This window comes from Methylobacterium sp. A54F, from assembly GCF_053346035.1.
In genome coordinates, this window is sequence record NZ_JBKFBF010000015.1 from 1 (window position 1) to 14,270 (window position 14,270).

General features: G+C 62.0%; 20 protein-coding genes. 10 read left to right on the top strand and 10 right to left on the bottom strand.

Translation table 11 applies throughout. From position 1 onward, the window contains the following. On the bottom strand, positions 1 to 1,080 hold a 1,080-nt coding region (locus ACLBXP_RS21185), incomplete at its 3' end, for a VOC family protein (protein WP_447669788.1). A 130-nt stretch (positions 1,081 to 1,210) separates the two neighbouring features. Further along, on the bottom strand, positions 1,211 to 1,978 hold the full coding sequence (locus ACLBXP_RS21190) for an isochorismatase family protein (RefSeq protein WP_447669789.1): 768 nt from the start codon (positions 1,976 to 1,978) through the stop codon (positions 1,211 to 1,213). Positions 1,979 to 2,194: 216 nt separating this feature from the next. Between ACLBXP_RS21190 and ACLBXP_RS21195 the strand changes: the two genes are divergently transcribed. The 3 genes from ACLBXP_RS21195 (at position 2,195) to ACLBXP_RS21205 (ending at position 4,700) form a co-directional block, all read left to right on the top strand. Further along, complete coding sequence (locus tag ACLBXP_RS21195; RefSeq protein WP_447669790.1) at positions 2,195 to 3,124, top strand: LysR family transcriptional regulator; 930 nt, start codon at positions 2,195 to 2,197, stop codon at positions 3,122 to 3,124. Positions 3,125 to 4,222: 1,098 nt separating this feature from the next. Beyond that, positions 4,223 to 4,456 (top strand): helix-turn-helix domain-containing protein, encoded by a 234-nt coding sequence (locus ACLBXP_RS21200; RefSeq protein WP_447669791.1) that lies wholly within the window; start codon positions 4,223 to 4,225, stop codon positions 4,454 to 4,456. A gap of 100 nt (positions 4,457 to 4,556) precedes the next feature. After that, entirely contained in the window at positions 4,557 to 4,700 is a 144-nt protein-coding gene (locus tag ACLBXP_RS21205; protein ID WP_447666071.1) for a hypothetical protein, read from the top strand. A gap of 39 nt (positions 4,701 to 4,739) precedes the next feature. Here ACLBXP_RS21205 and ACLBXP_RS21210 read toward each other — a convergent pair whose 3' ends face one another. Then, positions 4,740 to 5,153, bottom strand: a complete 414-nt coding sequence (locus tag ACLBXP_RS21210; RefSeq protein ID WP_447669792.1) for a response regulator — start codon at positions 5,151 to 5,153, stop codon at positions 4,740 to 4,742. Positions 5,154 to 5,160: 7 nt separating this feature from the next. After that, positions 5,161 to 5,406 (bottom strand): DUF3606 domain-containing protein, encoded by a 246-nt coding sequence (locus tag ACLBXP_RS21215; protein ID WP_447669793.1) that lies wholly within the window; start codon positions 5,404 to 5,406, stop codon positions 5,161 to 5,163. A 408-nt stretch (positions 5,407 to 5,814) separates the two neighbouring features. Here ACLBXP_RS21215 and ACLBXP_RS21220 point away from each other — a divergent pair, with 408 nt between their 5' ends. Further along, a complete protein-coding gene (locus ACLBXP_RS21220; protein WP_447669794.1) occupies positions 5,815 to 6,039 on the top strand; it encodes a hypothetical protein in 225 nt (74 codons plus the stop codon). Positions 6,040 to 6,042: 3 nt separating this feature from the next. Here the strand turns inward: ACLBXP_RS21220 and ACLBXP_RS21225 are convergent, their stop codons facing one another. The 3 genes from ACLBXP_RS21225 to ACLBXP_RS21235 all read right to left on the bottom strand — a co-directional run bounded on the left by ACLBXP_RS21225 (position 6,043) and on the right by ACLBXP_RS21235 (position 8,452). Continuing rightward, positions 6,043 to 6,372: an HU family DNA-binding protein gene (locus tag ACLBXP_RS21225; RefSeq protein ID WP_447669796.1), complete on the bottom strand. Its 330-nt coding sequence runs from the start codon at positions 6,370 to 6,372 to the stop codon at positions 6,043 to 6,045. Between the two features lie 394 nt (positions 6,373 to 6,766). Continuing rightward, a complete protein-coding gene (locus ACLBXP_RS21230; RefSeq protein WP_447669797.1) occupies positions 6,767 to 8,113 on the bottom strand; it encodes a methyl-accepting chemotaxis protein in 1,347 nt (448 codons plus the stop codon). Between the two features lie 33 nt (positions 8,114 to 8,146). After that, on the bottom strand, positions 8,147 to 8,452 hold the full coding sequence (locus ACLBXP_RS21235; protein WP_447669798.1) for a hypothetical protein: 306 nt from the start codon (positions 8,450 to 8,452) through the stop codon (positions 8,147 to 8,149). Positions 8,453 to 8,803: 351 nt separating this feature from the next. Between ACLBXP_RS21235 and ACLBXP_RS21240 the strand changes: the two genes are divergently transcribed. The 3 genes from ACLBXP_RS21240 to repC all read left to right on the top strand — a co-directional run bounded on the left by ACLBXP_RS21240 (position 8,804) and on the right by repC (position 11,088). Next, positions 8,804 to 9,232, top strand: coding sequence for a hypothetical protein (locus ACLBXP_RS21240; RefSeq protein ID WP_447669799.1), 429 nt, complete (start codon positions 8,804 to 8,806; stop codon positions 9,230 to 9,232). A gap of 126 nt (positions 9,233 to 9,358) precedes the next feature. Continuing rightward, positions 9,359 to 10,909: a sensor domain-containing diguanylate cyclase gene (locus ACLBXP_RS21245; protein ID WP_447669800.1), complete on the top strand. Its 1,551-nt coding sequence runs from the start codon at positions 9,359 to 9,361 to the stop codon at positions 10,907 to 10,909. 5 nt (positions 10,910 to 10,914) lie between these two features. Continuing rightward, positions 10,915 to 11,088 (top strand): replication initiation protein RepC, encoded by a 174-nt coding sequence (gene repC / locus ACLBXP_RS21250; protein ID WP_447669801.1) that lies wholly within the window; start codon positions 10,915 to 10,917, stop codon positions 11,086 to 11,088. 163 nt (positions 11,089 to 11,251) lie between these two features. Here the strand turns inward: repC and ACLBXP_RS21255 are convergent, their stop codons facing one another. Next, a complete protein-coding gene (locus ACLBXP_RS21255) occupies positions 11,252 to 11,470 on the bottom strand; it encodes a hypothetical protein (RefSeq protein WP_447669802.1) in 219 nt (72 codons plus the stop codon). 216 nt (positions 11,471 to 11,686) lie between these two features. Between ACLBXP_RS21255 and ACLBXP_RS21260 the strand changes: the two genes are divergently transcribed. Together ACLBXP_RS21260 and ACLBXP_RS21265 are read left to right on the top strand one after the other, a co-directional pair. After that, positions 11,687 to 12,241 (top strand): PAS domain-containing protein, encoded by a 555-nt coding sequence (locus tag ACLBXP_RS21260; RefSeq protein WP_447669803.1) that lies wholly within the window; start codon positions 11,687 to 11,689, stop codon positions 12,239 to 12,241. Between the two features lie 95 nt (positions 12,242 to 12,336). After that, positions 12,337 to 12,573: a DUF6894 family protein gene (locus ACLBXP_RS21265; RefSeq protein WP_447669905.1), complete on the top strand. Its 237-nt coding sequence runs from the start codon at positions 12,337 to 12,339 to the stop codon at positions 12,571 to 12,573. 77 nt (positions 12,574 to 12,650) lie between these two features. Here ACLBXP_RS21265 and ACLBXP_RS21270 read toward each other — a convergent pair whose 3' ends face one another. Continuing rightward, positions 12,651 to 13,418, bottom strand: a complete 768-nt coding sequence (locus ACLBXP_RS21270) for a Crp/Fnr family transcriptional regulator (RefSeq protein WP_447669804.1) — start codon at positions 13,416 to 13,418, stop codon at positions 12,651 to 12,653. A 269-nt stretch (positions 13,419 to 13,687) separates the two neighbouring features. Between ACLBXP_RS21270 and ACLBXP_RS21275 the strand changes: the two genes are divergently transcribed. Then, on the top strand, positions 13,688 to 13,945 hold the full coding sequence (locus tag ACLBXP_RS21275; RefSeq protein ID WP_447669805.1) for a PilZ domain-containing protein: 258 nt from the start codon (positions 13,688 to 13,690) through the stop codon (positions 13,943 to 13,945). A gap of 76 nt (positions 13,946 to 14,021) precedes the next feature. On the opposite strand, the gene ACLBXP_RS21280 is transcribed toward ACLBXP_RS21275, so the two are convergent. Beyond that, positions 14,022 to 14,240 (bottom strand): hypothetical protein, encoded by a 219-nt coding sequence (locus tag ACLBXP_RS21280; protein ID WP_447669806.1) that lies wholly within the window; start codon positions 14,238 to 14,240, stop codon positions 14,022 to 14,024. Positions 14,241 to 14,270: the final 30 nt, after the last annotated feature.

Here is a 14,270-nt window from a genome sequence, read left to right on the forward strand (position 1 = left end):
AACTCGTAGAACAGGGCACCCTGCTCGACTTGCCGAGGTCCCATCATCTGCTTCGATCTCCGTCTCTCGACAGGAGTGAATCACCTCATCACAATCGCTGCAACACCCGAGTTTTTCAACAGAATCGGCCGAAAGCCGCCGGTCCGTTTCGGAGCAGGCCCGGCGGCAAAGCGAACGACCCGCTTTAGCGACGAGGCTGATCGGCGTTCCCCACGGGTCGACCATGTCAAGGCGGGTCGGCGCGTCTGCGCGGATCGTGTCGGACGCCGCGCGGGCGCGAGCCGCCTCAATCCACTGGGGAGCTGTGACCATCTCAACCCCAGCGAGACCGGTCGTCGCGTCGGTTCTCGGTCCGACGCCGCGGCTGTTCCAGACATTAGCGGCAAGTTGGTGGTGGTAGCCGCCTGAGCCGAAGAAGGTGGCGCCCGGATAGCGGCACATGACGTCGAAGCCGAGCACGCCGCCATAGAAGGCTTCCGCAGAAGGCAGGTCCCCCACCTGTAGGTGGACGTGCCCGATCCGACCGCCTGCTGGAAAACCAAGCCAAGGCCGGTCCGAGGCTGCTGCAAGCGCCGGCAGGTCGAGCCGTTCCGTCGCCATCGCGATCCCGTCCGCGCCCCGCGACCAGACTGAGGAGGGACGGTCGACGTAGACCTCGATGCCGTTGCCTTCCGGATCGGCGAGGTAGAGGGCTTCACTGACGAGGTGGTCCGACGCGCCAGCTAGCGGCACCCGTAGCGACGCCGTGTGGCGGAGCCAAGCCGAGAGGTCAGCCCGGTCCGGCAGCAGGAAAGCAGTGTGGAACAACCCCGCGTCCTGGGGGGTAACCCGCCGTGCCGCTGGATCGCGAAGCAGTGCGACAAGGGTGACGCTGTCGACGCCGAGCCGGGCGTCGTCCCCCGTCCGGTCGAGCACTGAGAGGCCGATCGCTTTGGTGTAGAACTCGACGATTCGGTCGAGGTCGTGGACGACCAACGTGACGCGGTCGATCTGGTGCGGCGCGCCAGCGAGCATCGCGTCGGTGACGCCCTTCCCGAATGGGCGATCTCGGACGCGGTCTTGGATAGCGGCGGTAAGCATGGTGCGGGGTCCTGCGGATCGAATCCGATCGATGGCCGGCGAAGCCAGCCGAAGATGTGAAGCGGATGGCATGGGTGCCGTCTCCGACCAGACAACTGCCCCTTCAGAAATATCTGGCCGAATCGCTGTACTACTTCACCAGCCCGAATGGGTCTGGCACGGTGTGCCCGTTGGCGTTGTTCCAGAAGTTCTGGATCAGAAATCCGTACTCGGGCAGGTTCCGCACAAAGGGCTCGAACATTGCGTCTGCTGTCGGCTGTTTCCAATCAGCCTGAAGTTCGCAAGCCAGCGCGAAGGTTGTCATTAGCTCGGCGCCCGCGTTTGCCATCCGAGACATCGCCGCCTCGGCCTCATACCGGTTCCAGGCACCGCAGGCGTCCACGACGGGGTAGACCGCGTAGCCATCATTCAGCATCGCAAGCGTCGGTAGTGCGCAACAGGTGCCGATGGTGACTGCTGCGATGATGACGTGGCGGCGACCGGTCCGCTCGACCACAGCCTCCAGCGCGCCTCGAAAGCTTGGGTCTTCGTAGCAGTTGATGATGCCCGTGCGGCGGTAGATCGGTTGGTCAGCGAACAACTCCTTCAGTTCGGGCAGGTTGTCGCCGTTCTGCCATTGCGCGTTTGACGACGTGATTAAGGTCGGCATTCCGAGCGCCTTCGCCGTCCGGGCGAGGCCGACGACGTTGCTTTTGAGTTCGGCCAGGGATGTCGTGTCCCTCATGCCGGTCATCAGGCCGATCTGGTGATCGACGAGCAGGACGATGGCGTTGTCCGCCGTCGGCTTGTCGTAGCCATACCTGCCCGCGAGCCGGGCCTCGTCCGGGGGGACGCGGGTCGGTAGCGCGTGGTCCTCGACCGAGCTGACGACATCGGGGGCGCGGTCTGCCGTAGCCATCTTCAATCCTCCTGTGTGTGTATCATGGCTCGTTGGAGACGGTGCCGGCGCGTCGCGGGCTGGATCGAGCCGTTGATTGCACTAGCCCACCGGTCCGCTCTGCTGAGAGACGGCGTCGAGTGGGTTGAAGTATTCGGTGCCAATATGCGCCCGCGACCTTCCACGCAGAATGCAGGATTTGAGCATCACACCTCACACCGCTAGAGTGAGCTTAGGATGCCTGACCGGATCGACAGCCTGTATGTCTTCGCCCGCGTCGCGGCGCTGGGCGGGCTCTCGGCCGCTTCGCGCTCGCTCGGCATCTCGCAGTCGATGGCGACGAAGCACGTGATGGCCCTAGAGGCTAGGCTCGGCGTCAAGCTACTCCACCGCACGACGCGCCGGACGACTTTGACGGAGGCGGGCCGACGCTACCTTGAGACAGTCGAACGGATCCTCAGCGAGTTGGAAGCAGCCGACGCAGCAGTCGCGGCCGAGCGCTCGGAGGTCGCTGGGACGCTGCGTCTGAACGCCCCGGTCTCGTTCAGCGTGCGGGTGCTGGCTGGTGTGCTGGCCGACCTGTCCGCCCTCCACCCGGGTCTGTCGATTGACCTAGGGGTGAACGATCGCGTCGTCGATCTCGTCGATGAAGGGTGGGACGCAGCTGTGCGGATCGGGCGCATTCACGACGAGACGCTCATCGCGCGCCGACTCGCACCCTGTCGCCTGATGGTCGCTGCCTCGCCGGCGTACCTTTCAGAGCACGGTATCCCACGTACCGTCGCGGCGCTATCGGAGCACAATTGCCTTGGGTACACTTTTTCGAGGTGGATTGGGCCGGACCGGTGGTCATTCGGTCCTGGCGGTTTGGTCGCCGCCGTAGCTGGAGATTTCCAGGCCAACAACGGTGACGTGCTGCTGGAGGCGGCAAGGGCCGGCCGAGGCATTATCTACCAGCCTACCTTCATCATTGGGGACGACCTCAGGGCCGGGAGGCTCGTTGCTCTATCGTTGGACCACCCGCCGATGGAATTGGACGGCGTGTTCGCAGTCTATCCAGGAAGCCGGCGCCCACTGGCTAAGGTTCGGGCGTTAGTTGACCACTTGGCCGCAGCGTTTGGCCCTGAGCCACACTGGGATCGCGATCTATGGCCTGTCATCACCTGAATGTACCTGACGGCCAATAATGAATTTTTTCCAGAAACTTCACACTCAGGCCGCCCCAAAGCCTTGCTGTGTTGTTAATTAGTAGATGAGCGAACTCCAATATACTTCCCGGGAAAGTGTCTTGGCCTGCATTTCCGATGTTCCGGTATAGGGGCTGAGTGCTCCGAGGTCGTGCTTCAGTCTGGCGGCGAAAGATAGCCGCTAGCGCCACTATCAGGACGGCTGAATAAGAAGCTCAAAAAATTCTATTGATAGTAAACATTTGGCTATCTACTATGAAATTGCAATTTATTGATTCCTAAATTTCATTTATCACTCCGTTTTCTCAATGTCGAACAGCCCGAAAATAAATCCAATTTGAAATGCTGGATGGTTAGTCAAGGGCAGTGCTCACGGCGATCTTCACTGCCTGTGTGGGTTGGAAACCGTGCGTCCGCCTTTTCGTTCCCTGCACCCGAAACCAGAAGGACCGGAAACCACCCACATCAGCCCTTCACATGATCAATCTGGGCGAGCTTTGACCTCAAGGCGCGGTCACCTGCAGGGGCTTGCCCGTGTCGAGGACGTAGACCGACAGGATCTTGAGCGGCTAGTCCCCGACCACGTGGATGCGGGGACTAGCTCCGCAAACTCGTGCAAAAGGGACGTATTAACGATACTACTCCCTCCCTCTGGGGTGACCGCCACTGACACGTGGTCGTCGACGCTGGGGCAAATGCATGTTCCGTCAATCGGTTGGCGCAGCGCATCTCGCACATAGGAGTGGGCTTCCTCCTCCAAGTGTCGAATTCGACCCCGTACCCAACAGCATTGAGTCCGGCGCTGCAGGGGTGATGCTGCACTACTGAAACCCACCTGTTGAGCTAGATGTTTGATTCGGGGGTTTGAAGCGCATGAACTGAGTGTCTGAAACTGAACGTTTGGCTCTCACGGCGCCCTTATCCAGGTCACTCGGCTCAAGCGCTGCTGAGGGCAGGCGTGATTATCGAGGACGAGACCTTCACCGTTGCCCCGCAGCCTTTTGGCTCGCGGGGCCCTGTGTGCCTATCCTCGGCCTACCATCCCTCTATGTGGGGAGCGGACCTGAGGGGTGGCCTCATGATCAGTGGCTCGCAGATCACCGCGGCTCGTAAACGCTTGGGCTGGTCTCAGCCACAGCTAGCTGAGCGCGCGAAAGTGCCGCTCGGTGTAGTGATGCGCGTTGAGAAAAGTAGCGGCGAGCCTGCGGTAACGGTCGCGCAGATGGCGGCTCTGGTTCGGACGCTGCGCTCGCGCGGCATCGAGTTCACCGACGAAGTACCGCATATGCAGTCGGCCGGGAACGGTGGTTAGCCACGCCTGCCCGTATCCGGCCCAACGGCTTGCCATGGGTTAGCAAAGGATTAAGCTCACTACGTACGTAGCCAGCTTCGACGCGTGAGAGGAGCCCCCCATGATCCGTGTGCAAGCCACCGAGGATGGGACCTACACGATCTATCGGGATCGCACCGTGCTCGTCACGGGACTGACCCGCGAGCAGGCTGATGATTTTGCTCGATCCAGCAAAGCGATCAGCGACATCCTCGCAGCTGAATAGCAGTTAGAGCCGCTGGACCATCAGGCGCCTGCCGACAGATCACACGCTTCCGGACTGGCGTGAGACGAAAGCGAACACCTGGCCGATGAGATCGCGCGTCCGGTAGGGCTTGGGCATGAACCGCACGCCCGGGGGCATGTCGCCCTCTGCCGGGCGGTCTACGCCTGAGAGGATCAACACACCCATGTGCGGCCAGCGCGAGGCAACGAGCCGCGCTAACTGATAGCCATTCATGGCTCCCCTCGGCATGGCGACGTCCGTAATCAGTACGCGGATGTCATCGCGCTGGCTGAGCACTTTCACAGCCTCATCAGAATTAGAGGCCTCAAACACGGTGATGCCGGCCTCCTCGAAGGCAAGCGCAGTGCTCAACAGGAGCATCGGCTCGTCCTCGACGAGGAGAATACCGATCCTGTCGGCTGCGAGCGGCGGGGCAGTCGCAGCCTCAGGCATGGGAGGCTTAAGACGCCCGATGGCCGAGGTAGGCAGCGACGCTTGCGATGCGTGAGCCAACCATCGAGGTAGCCTTCTTCAGACGCTCCTCGGTGACGCCGAAATGCTGGGCCCAGCGCTGACGAGCCGAGCGGTCGTACATGTCGATGTGAGTGGGGTTCCGAGGCTCGGTGGGCATAGACGAGATCCGAAGCTGGAGGGCATCGAAGGCACCGTTCGGACTGTCAACGGGGCGTGAGCGAGTCAGTTGCATCTACGTAGACGCGTTCAACAGGCTTCGCTCTGGGGCGGCAGTTACGCCACGAGTTCGGCGCGGGCTGCCCAGGTGCATGGTTTCGCCACTGGCCCGCGATCAGATTAGGTGGCGGGGCCGAACCGGTCCAAGACGCGTGAACCAGCGCCAGGGTAAGCTGGTTTCAGCTCCATGTCCGATCTGGATCCGCTAACGGATTGCGCCTGTGAGCGGCTTCGCAGCCGTATCCTGCTCAGCCTCGTCGTAGAGGGGGCAATCGCGGCTGCTCTGTCGGACGCTGCATGTCGGTCGCGGCGAGCCGGTCAACCCGACCATGCAGCACCTCTCGAAGAGGCCGTGCGTCAGCACCGTGTTGCGGCTATCAAGCTTCAGGCCCTGCTGGGAGCCGTGGGCCTGTGAGCGTCAACCATGCCATACATCGTCAGCGCAGCGTATCGCGCCGGAACCGTTACCTACCGCTGTCCCACGCCGGAGTGGGCGCTCAAGAAAGCACGCGACTTCGAGCGCGTCGGCTACACGGGCATGACGATCACCGGCCCGAGCGGAAAGAAACTGACGCTGGCGCGTCTCACCGCGAAGGTGGAAGGCGCCAGTAGCCGCGCCACGACCCCAGCCCCTACGAACGCTAGCTGACCCTCAGTCTGCCTTGAGCGTCTCAACGACAATCTGATCGGGCGTTTCGGACACGTGCGAATTGAGGCGTGCCCGCATCACCTTACCTACCTTGAATACGACAGTTCGTCGTTCGCTCACCGACACCTCGCTCTGGTTCCGTGGATTGCGCCTTTGTCGCGCTGGCATCTCACGCACAGAGAAGGCACCGAAGCCGCGCAGCTCGACACGATCGCCAGCCATCAGGGCATCTGTGATACAGGCGAGGATGGTCCTGACCGCCGCCTCCACCTCCATGGCGTAGAGGTGCGGGTTCTTGGCAGCGATGCGGGCGATGAGGTCGGAGCGGATCATGAAGCCTTAGCTGAAGCCCCTGTCTTCCCGGGAAACACGCGGAGGCTCCTCCGTCTCAGCGGAGGGAGGCATAATCAGCCCAAGGGCGCGACCGCAGGCATTCCTCAGGCGCCAGCGTTCGGCCGGGCAGAACCTGCCTTCTTCCGTGCGATGCTTGAGCCTGCATGAACGACACGACCGCGCTTGCGGGTGGGTGATCTCCTGAAGGACGGAAGCCATCCGAGCACCCGGGAGGTGACGTGGTTGAGCAGCCAGAGCACGGCGCTGATGATGATCGCTGCTGCGCAAGTGCAGCCGATGATCAAGCCTAGGACGCCAGGCGCTGGAAGGATCATCAGGCAGAGAAGGCCGATGGTAGCCACTGCCGGAACCCATTTGGCCATAATGCCACTCCTCAGGCGGCTCGGTTTTGCGCCACCAACTCGCCCATTGCTTGCCTCAGCAGTTCAGCCTGACCGGCCAACGAGCGCGCGATGCCGAGCAACTCGCCTGCCGCCCCGCCCGCCTCCTGGGCCACACGGCGCACGCCGTCGATGTTGCCGACTACCTGCTGCGTGCCGACCGCCGCGCGAGTGACGTTGCCCGCGATTTCCTGCGTCGCTGCACGCTGCTGATCCACGGCGGAGGCCATCGTCGCGGCTACCCGGTCCATTTCGCCGATCATGCCCGCAATCTGCCCGATGGCAGCTACCGCGTTGCTCGTGGCAGTCTGCATGGCGCTCACCTGCGCGGTAATCTCATCCGTGGCCTTCGCAGTCTGACCAGCCAGCCCCTTGACCTCGGCTGCCACGACAGCGAAGCCGCGGCCGGCCTCACCCGCTCTGGCTGCCTCGATGGTGGCGTTCAGCGCCAGCAGGTTCGTCTGGCTGGCGATGTTCGAGATCAGCGCCACGACGTCGCCGATCCGCCCGGCCGAGCCTGCGAGCCCCTGCACCGTCGCATCGGTCTGCTGAGCCGCGTGGTTAGCGGCCTGCGCGATCTCCGCCGCCCGGGCAACCTGCTGCGAGACCTCGCTTAGCGAGGCGGACAGCTCCTCGGTCGCAGCTGCTACGCCCTCAACGTTGTGCGAGGCATCCTGCGAAGCGCCCGTGGCGGTGAGAGCTAGATGCGACGTCTCCTGTGTCGCGCTGACCGTCTGCTCGGCCCGGCTGCTCACGGTCCCCGCCCCCGCGGTGACAGCCTCCACGATGGCCTGCACCTTGGCCTGGAAAGCTTCGAGTTGGGCGTGCGTGCGCTGCTTCGCCTCCGCCTCGACCCAGGTATAGGTCTCCATCAGCAGCTCTAGGTCGAACCAAGCGATCCGATTGATGACCGCCGCAAGGGTCTGTCCGTCGGCGATCTGCTTGAGCTTGAGATGGCTGCCGAGATCCGTGCCGAGTGGCTGGTCGAGCCCGAGCTCCTTCATGATGGCTCGGGCGACCGTGAAATGGCAGATGGCGACCGCGTAGGCCGGTACGCCGTTCTGGCTGAACGCTGTTGCCAGCCGCTCGGCCGAGGCCTCGAAGTCCGCCCCAACATCCCCGGAAGCAGCCCGGATCCAATGCGCGACGCGGGCTTCGTGGACGGCCGGAAGCATGAGGGTGCGCTGGATCTCGGGCCATGCCGCAAACTGGACGTGCAGTTCCATAAGGAGCTGTGGCAGCCGGTTCCGGGCAAAGCCTGCGTGCCGTTGCAGGAGGGCGAGATCGGCTGGCGTGACGTTGAAGGCGGCCAACCGCTTCTGCTGTTCGGCATTGATCATGGCGGCAACCTGTCGGATCGAGGGGTGACGGGCTCAGGCGTAAGGCTGATGGGTAGTCATGGCACCAACGAGCTGCTGGATCCCGTCCTGTAGCGCCTCGATCTGAGTGAAAAGCGAGTTGCAGCGGAACAAGGGGTCGATACTCGTGGCAGCCTCGCCGGCGCGATCGAACTCAGCTGCTGCCGTCGTCAACGCGGCCTTGACGCTACGGAGATGCTGACCGAGCTCGATGAGCGCATTCCGGTCACTTGCCAGGTCACAGGGCCGCTGCGCCGCTATAGGCAGGCCACGCGGCATGCCAGAGAAAAGGTGCACGACGTTGCTGGCACGAGCGGACATTGCGCGCCTTCCGGTGGAGCAGTGATATGAGACGGGTCAGACTGACCGCGCGGCCCAACGGCATTGATCGCAGGCAAAGCGCCATCAGACGGCCGCGATCGGCTTGAGGGCCGGACAGCATTAAATTGCTCACAATATGTAAATTTTGGGTTAATTACGCGGAATTCACATATGTTACGAGCGATCCGGCGAGTCTTCAGGATGGATAGTACCGAATTCGCCTCCAAGTTGTGATAGATCCGTCGACCAAAATTTGCTCAACCATTCTGCTAGATTGTCCGGTTTCATACAATCGTCGCAGCCCACATGCCGGCCTTGCAATGGTCACGCTTCTCAGCCGATCATAGGATCATGCCGATCCGGCGAGAGCATCGCTTCTTTTACCCGATCGACTGGCCGCAGCTCTCGGCACTGATCCGCTTCCGGCGGGCGGGCGGCAGCTGTGAGGGCTGCGGGCGTCCGCATGGCCGGCTCGTCTACCATCTCCGCGACGGCCGCTGGTGGGACGCTGAGGTCGGCTCATGGCGCGATGGCCGGGGTGAGGTGGTGCGGGCGCCTCCGACAGCTGAGGATCTGCTCAGGGGCCTGAGAACGACACGGGTGGTTCTAGCCGCCGCGCACCGCAACCACGACACGGCGGATAACCGAGGTACGAACCTCGCAGCTCTCTGCCAGCGCTGTCACATGCTGTACGATCGGCCAGAGCATCAACGGAGGCGCTGGCGTACTCTGTTCCGTCGGACGGCGCTTGGTGATTTGTTCGCGGATACAGATTGTTAGCCTATGATTGCATCAAAAACTTCTCGATCGATTTACCAATTTGTTGGTTCGTTTACGATATCTCTTAGCAAGAATCGCAGCCATGCCTTGTAAATAATCTCGCCTGACACGCGAGCCCGCACGCAGATGTTTATCCGCAACAAGCTCCACAGCCTCGCCGCACGCACGCGCTCGCCGTACTGGCTGGCGATCTCAAGCTTGCTTCTCGTAGCGGGGCTATGCGCAGTCTCGGCAGCGATGCTCTGGGATATGCGCATCGACGCTGGCCAGCGCTCCCGAATTGCCTCAACGAGCCTCGTCCGCGTGCTCGGGCGCGACATCGCTCGCAACATTGAGATGTACGACCTCTCGCTGCGCGCCATCGTCGACGGCATGAAGCTGCCAGCGGTTGCCCAGGCAGCCCCTGATATCCGCCACATGATCCTGTTCGATCGGGCGACCACCGCGGAGAATTTCGGTCACACGCTCGTTTTCGACGCCGCAGGCAAGCTCCTCCTCAGCTCGCGGTCGCTCGACGTGCCGGACATGAACTACGCTGACCGCGAGTACTTTCAGTACCATGCGACCCACGCCGACCTCGGCCTGCACATCAGCGGGCCGGTCACCTCACGCCTGACAGGGCGCAGGGTCCTAATCCTAAGCCGTCGCCTGTCGAACCCGGATGGGTCCTTCACCGGTGTGGCTCTCGGCTCCGTCTACCTGGACTACTTCCGTCAGCTCTTTGCGGCTGCTGGAGCCGATCAGATCGGTACGGTTGTGCTGTACGGGCCCGGCGGCACGATCGTCATGCGCTCGCCCTACGACGAGGATCAGATTGGGCGCAACGTGGAAGCCACGAAGAGCTATCAGCGCATCCTGACCGCCAAGGAAGGCAGCTTCACCGGACCATCGATGATCGCAGAGGGCGCGCGCCAGTTCGTATTCACCCACGTCGGCGATTTGCCCCTGCAACTCAGCATCTCGATCTCGCCGCACGAGATCTACGCTGAGTGGCGAGGCAAGGCGGTCGGGCTTGGCGCGGTCGTTCTCGGCCTCTGTGGCCTCATACTGATCCTGACCTGGTGGCTGCTTCGCGAGCTGGCGCAGCGCAAGGCGGCCGAGCAAGCCACTGCGACCCTCAATGCCGAGCTGCAGCAGTTGGCTACCACGGACGCCCTTACGGGCCTGCGCAACAGACGGCGTTTCGACGAGGTGCTTTCCCGTGAATGGCAGCGTGCGATCCGGACCTGCCAGCCTCTCTCGGTGCTGCTCCTGGACGCCGATCACTTCAAGCGCTTCAACGACCGCTACGGGCATCAGCAGGGCGACGAGGCTCTGAGGTTGATCGCAGGTTCTATCACGGCAGCGCTCTGCCGCCCCTGCGACACGGCCTATCGGATCGGTGGAGAAGAGTTCGCCGTCCTGCTCCCGGACACGTCCGAGATTGGCGCAAAGGTGGTTGCGGCGCGCATAAGGGAGGGCGTCGAGGGGTGCAGGCTGCCGCACGCTGATAACCCGCATAGCGTCGTCACGATCAGCGCTGGCATTGCCTCAAGCTCAGCGGTTTCGGCGCAGGAGGCTGCAGCCTTGATCGCGGCGGCCGATACGGCGCTTTATGCAGCCAAGGAGGCTGGTCGAAACCGCATCCAGGTCACGGGTCAAGATAAGCGTGTGATCCGGTTGGTGGCAGCGCATTGAGAGTGATGGACGTAACTGCCGCTTCGGTGACTGTTACGGCCATTTTAGAGCGTGGGGACCATATCAAGAACCTAGGCGGCTACTTGCGCGCTCTGTTGGAACGCAAGAGGGAAGGGCAGTTCAGCCTTGGGCCGGTAGTGCAGACTTTGTACCGCGTTCGGCTAAAAGGGCGAGCATGATGCGCATCTACTTGACACGCGGAAAAGTTGCGGATCCAGACAAGACGCAGCGGGTGACTTCGACGCACGGGGTCATGTCAGCGCCGCCGCGTCTTGTAGAAGTCACTGAGCTAGGCCGTGAGGGTCTGAAGTCGGGCGATCAGACGAACGCAGGTGGGTCCACTTAGGGTGTCCCCTGTTTCTTCCCTCGTTGGTGCACGAAGGCGATACAGGCTCGTCGGTCTTCCGGATCGGTGAGCTTCTCGAAAGCCCGCAGCAACTCATCGATATCACGAACCTGCTGTAGCGCGGGATTGGCCGGATCCCGGAAGGCAGCGGCCCTCACGCCAAGTGCCGCGGCGATGGCCTCTAGCAGGTGATCAGCTGTGTCGAGTTCGGTCATCGTCTGGTTCCCGGCAAATCACACAGCGCTGCCGCATGAAGCAGCGGACCGCTGCAGGTTTCAGGTTACAGCAAGGGCCGGATGCGTCAGAAACGCCAAAACAGCTGATGAGTTGCCGGAACTCATGCGACATTGAACTGGTACGCGGTGGTATTCGAGAGGGAGGCGACGCTTGCATACCCGCGGGCGCGGCATCGAAGCGGATGAGGTGCACCGATGATTTTCGTGGTCGATGCGGTAGGATCTATAACCTACGTCAGCCCGGAGTGGAGCATTTTCACCGGGCAGCCGGCGAGTGAAGCTGAGGGTTCGGGGTGGCTCTCGCAGTTGCACCCGGACGACGTGGAGGTCGTCAGCAACCTTCTCCGCGAGGCTCAGAGCCAAGGCGTCGAGCACAGCGTGCGCTACCGGCTACGCCGGGCTGATGGGCAGTACGCGTGGATGGTCGCTGGCGCTGTGCCTTCATTCGGGCCGCCTGACCACACTTTCTTGGGCTATCTTGGATCGGTGACGCAACTCAGCCCAACGAGCACGGAGCAATTATCGGCTTATGGCACGATCGGACGATACGTTCCGCCGCCATCTCACCCTGCGACTCAGCCAGGCAGCGTCCTTGACCTCGTAGCTGACCATCTGCTGATCGCGCACGGTTTGATCGAGGCAGATAGCGCCAAAGAAGCGCTGCCCGGCATCCGACAGGCGCTGTTTGCGGTCGGTGTTGCGCTTGCTCGCGAGCACAGAGAACGTGCTCCCTCGGCCCGGATCCACTAATATGCCGGGTAGGGCCAAACGCGCTGAACGGATCAGCGTTGGCGCCGTTAGTCTCAATGGAGGGGACCAGTACCGAGGAAGCGATGCTCCGCTATATGATTGATACTGACGATGGGGACATGATGGTCGCTGGCAACGATGAGGCTGCGTTTGACTGTCCTCACAAAGCAAGGGCAGCCGCTCACGAAGCCCTTGGACATATGGTCTGGGATACCCTGCCGGATGGCGAGGAACGCGTGTTCCGAGCCATCGTTCGCGATGAAAAGGGGCGCGAGATTTACGCCGCTTCGCTGACGCTAGCGGGGCGATGGACAGTTCCGGTGCCAATCTAACTTAGCCGATCGCAAGAGCGATACCGCCAGCCTGAAAAAACCTGGCCAAAGTCTCGGCTTCGCCGACCGCTTGGATACTAGGCCTGCTTTCGAATTAGATGTAAATGGCTTTCGTCAAAGATGGCCGCCGCTACTAGGTCCGTCCATCTTAAAACTGTAAGCTGTCCGCCATAAATCCTGACCAATCCGTTGCGTCGAAGTCTCTGCAGCATGCGATTGACATGCACAGGGGTCAAACCTGTTGCGTCGGCGAGATCAGATTGGGTCAACGGCAGGGAGCAGCTGTGTCCGTCGGCCAGCCCAACTGCTTCCTGTCTAAGATAAAGCTCGCACAATAGATGTGCTAGGCGCTGATAAGCCGATCGGCGGCCGAGGCTTACGATCCACTCGCGGGAGATTGCCGCATCAACAAGAGCGTTGCGCCAGAGGGCGGCAGCAAGGTTGGGAAACTTGGCAATGATGCCGTGCAACGGCTCGTGCGGGATGAAGGCTAGGGTGGCGATGGTCAGGGTGCTGATGCTGTGATCGAGTACCGGCAGGTGCAGGCTTTGCAGGTCTGGCAAATCGCCCGCGACATGGAAGGCGGTAATCTGCCGGCGGCCGTTTGAGAGCTGCGCGTAGCGGCAAACCCAGCCGTCCTGCACCAGGAAGCAGTGAGACGGGCGATCACCGATCCGCACGGCATCCTGGCGTGGACTGAGCACGCGTAGGGTAACTGGCAGCTTCAGGAGGGCTTTGCGTTCATCGGGCGAGAAGGTGCCGCTGCTCTCAAGCTTACGGACGAAGGCGTTCAGCGGGAGATCGGGAGACGACGGCATCGCATCACGGGCTGAAACTTCGGCCATGCACCAAACCTGGAAGCCTTGACGGTCCGAGGCGCCGAGCGAAATCAACGTATATTAAATCACAATCTGATGCCGCACGCACGTACTGGCGCTGCGACCAAAACGTACAGATGAATGACTTCCGTGGGATAGCCACCCCTGCACGGGGCGACGAATCCGAGCCTAAGGTCCGCGTCGCCATGGGTGATTTAGGAAGTTGTCAACTGAGTTCTAAGTACAGTGTTGCTAGATAATTCTTGTCGCGTGCTGGCCCTGCGGTTTGACTACCCATGCCCGAGCAGTTGGAACGACGCCGCTCGCCGAGGAGGCAAACCGCCATCCCCGCTCTTGTCCGGCTCGATGACGGAACAGAGATGTCCTGCATGATCCGCGACGTCTCTAAAGGCGGCGCTCGCCTCGGCGTCGCACCTCAGGCGGAGCTGCCGAATGATTTCTATCTCGTGATGAAATCCTCGGGTCAGGCCATGCCGGTGCGGCTCATCTGGCGACAGGGCAACTACGCTGGCATCTCGATCCACGCCGCCTAGCCACCTGCGGAGCAGGTCATAGACTCCAGGCGGTGGCCGGCGTGTTGATTGGGTAGTCGAACCGAGCCGCGAGGTTTCAAATCTCGCCGCTCGAGCCGCAGTTCGCGTCACGGCCGCCTTGCACATCCTCGACCGAGCCGATGGCAAGCCAGCGCGCCACATCAGTGTCGGTCGTGAAGAGTTTTTCAAATGCTAAGCTGTCAGGCGGCGGAGCGGACATCGCCGTAGCGCCATATCCAGCAACCAGCGGACGGACTTGCCGCGCCGATGACTCGATTTCACCCAGGTCCAGCACGAGCGTTGCGCAACGCTTTGATCAGGTTTT

Bases quoted from the DNA above. Each gene is read 5' to 3' on its own strand.
- ACLBXP_RS21190 (WP_447669789.1), bottom strand. From the start codon at position 1,978: ATGGCTACGGCAGACCGCGCCCCCGATGTCGTCAGCTCGGTCGAGGAC.
- ACLBXP_RS21195 (WP_447669790.1), top strand. From the start codon at position 2,195: ATGCCTGACCGGATCGACAGCCTGTATGTCTTCGCCCGCGTCGCGGCG.
- ACLBXP_RS21200 (WP_447669791.1), top strand. From the start codon at position 4,223: ATGATCAGTGGCTCGCAGATCACCGCGGCTCGTAAACGCTTGGGCTGG.
- ACLBXP_RS21205 (WP_447666071.1), top strand. From the start codon at position 4,557: ATGATCCGTGTGCAAGCCACCGAGGATGGGACCTACACGATCTATCGG.
- ACLBXP_RS21210 (WP_447669792.1), bottom strand. From the start codon at position 5,153: ATGCCTGAGGCTGCGACTGCCCCGCCGCTCGCAGCCGACAGGATCGGT.
- ACLBXP_RS21215 (WP_447669793.1), bottom strand. From the start codon at position 5,406: ATGCAACTGACTCGCTCACGCCCCGTTGACAGTCCGAACGGTGCCTTC.
- ACLBXP_RS21220 (WP_447669794.1), top strand. From the start codon at position 5,815: ATGCCATACATCGTCAGCGCAGCGTATCGCGCCGGAACCGTTACCTAC.
- ACLBXP_RS21225 (WP_447669796.1), bottom strand. From the start codon at position 6,372: ATGATCCGCTCCGACCTCATCGCCCGCATCGCTGCCAAGAACCCGCAC.
- ACLBXP_RS21230 (WP_447669797.1), bottom strand. From the start codon at position 8,113: ATGATCAATGCCGAACAGCAGAAGCGGTTGGCCGCCTTCAACGTCACG.
- ACLBXP_RS21235 (WP_447669798.1), bottom strand. From the start codon at position 8,452: ATGTCCGCTCGTGCCAGCAACGTCGTGCACCTTTTCTCTGGCATGCCG.
- ACLBXP_RS21240 (WP_447669799.1), top strand. From the start codon at position 8,804: ATGCCGATCCGGCGAGAGCATCGCTTCTTTTACCCGATCGACTGGCCG.
- ACLBXP_RS21245 (WP_447669800.1), top strand. From the start codon at position 9,359: ATGTTTATCCGCAACAAGCTCCACAGCCTCGCCGCACGCACGCGCTCG.
- repC (WP_447669801.1), top strand. From the start codon at position 10,915: ATGGACGTAACTGCCGCTTCGGTGACTGTTACGGCCATTTTAGAGCGT.
- ACLBXP_RS21255 (WP_447669802.1), bottom strand. From the start codon at position 11,470: ATGACCGAACTCGACACAGCTGATCACCTGCTAGAGGCCATCGCCGCG.
- ACLBXP_RS21260 (WP_447669803.1), top strand. From the start codon at position 11,687: ATGATTTTCGTGGTCGATGCGGTAGGATCTATAACCTACGTCAGCCCG.
- ACLBXP_RS21265 (WP_447669905.1), top strand. From the start codon at position 12,337: ATGATTGATACTGACGATGGGGACATGATGGTCGCTGGCAACGATGAG.
- ACLBXP_RS21270 (WP_447669804.1), bottom strand. From the start codon at position 13,418: ATGGCCGAAGTTTCAGCCCGTGATGCGATGCCGTCGTCTCCCGATCTC.
- ACLBXP_RS21275 (WP_447669805.1), top strand. From the start codon at position 13,688: ATGCCCGAGCAGTTGGAACGACGCCGCTCGCCGAGGAGGCAAACCGCC.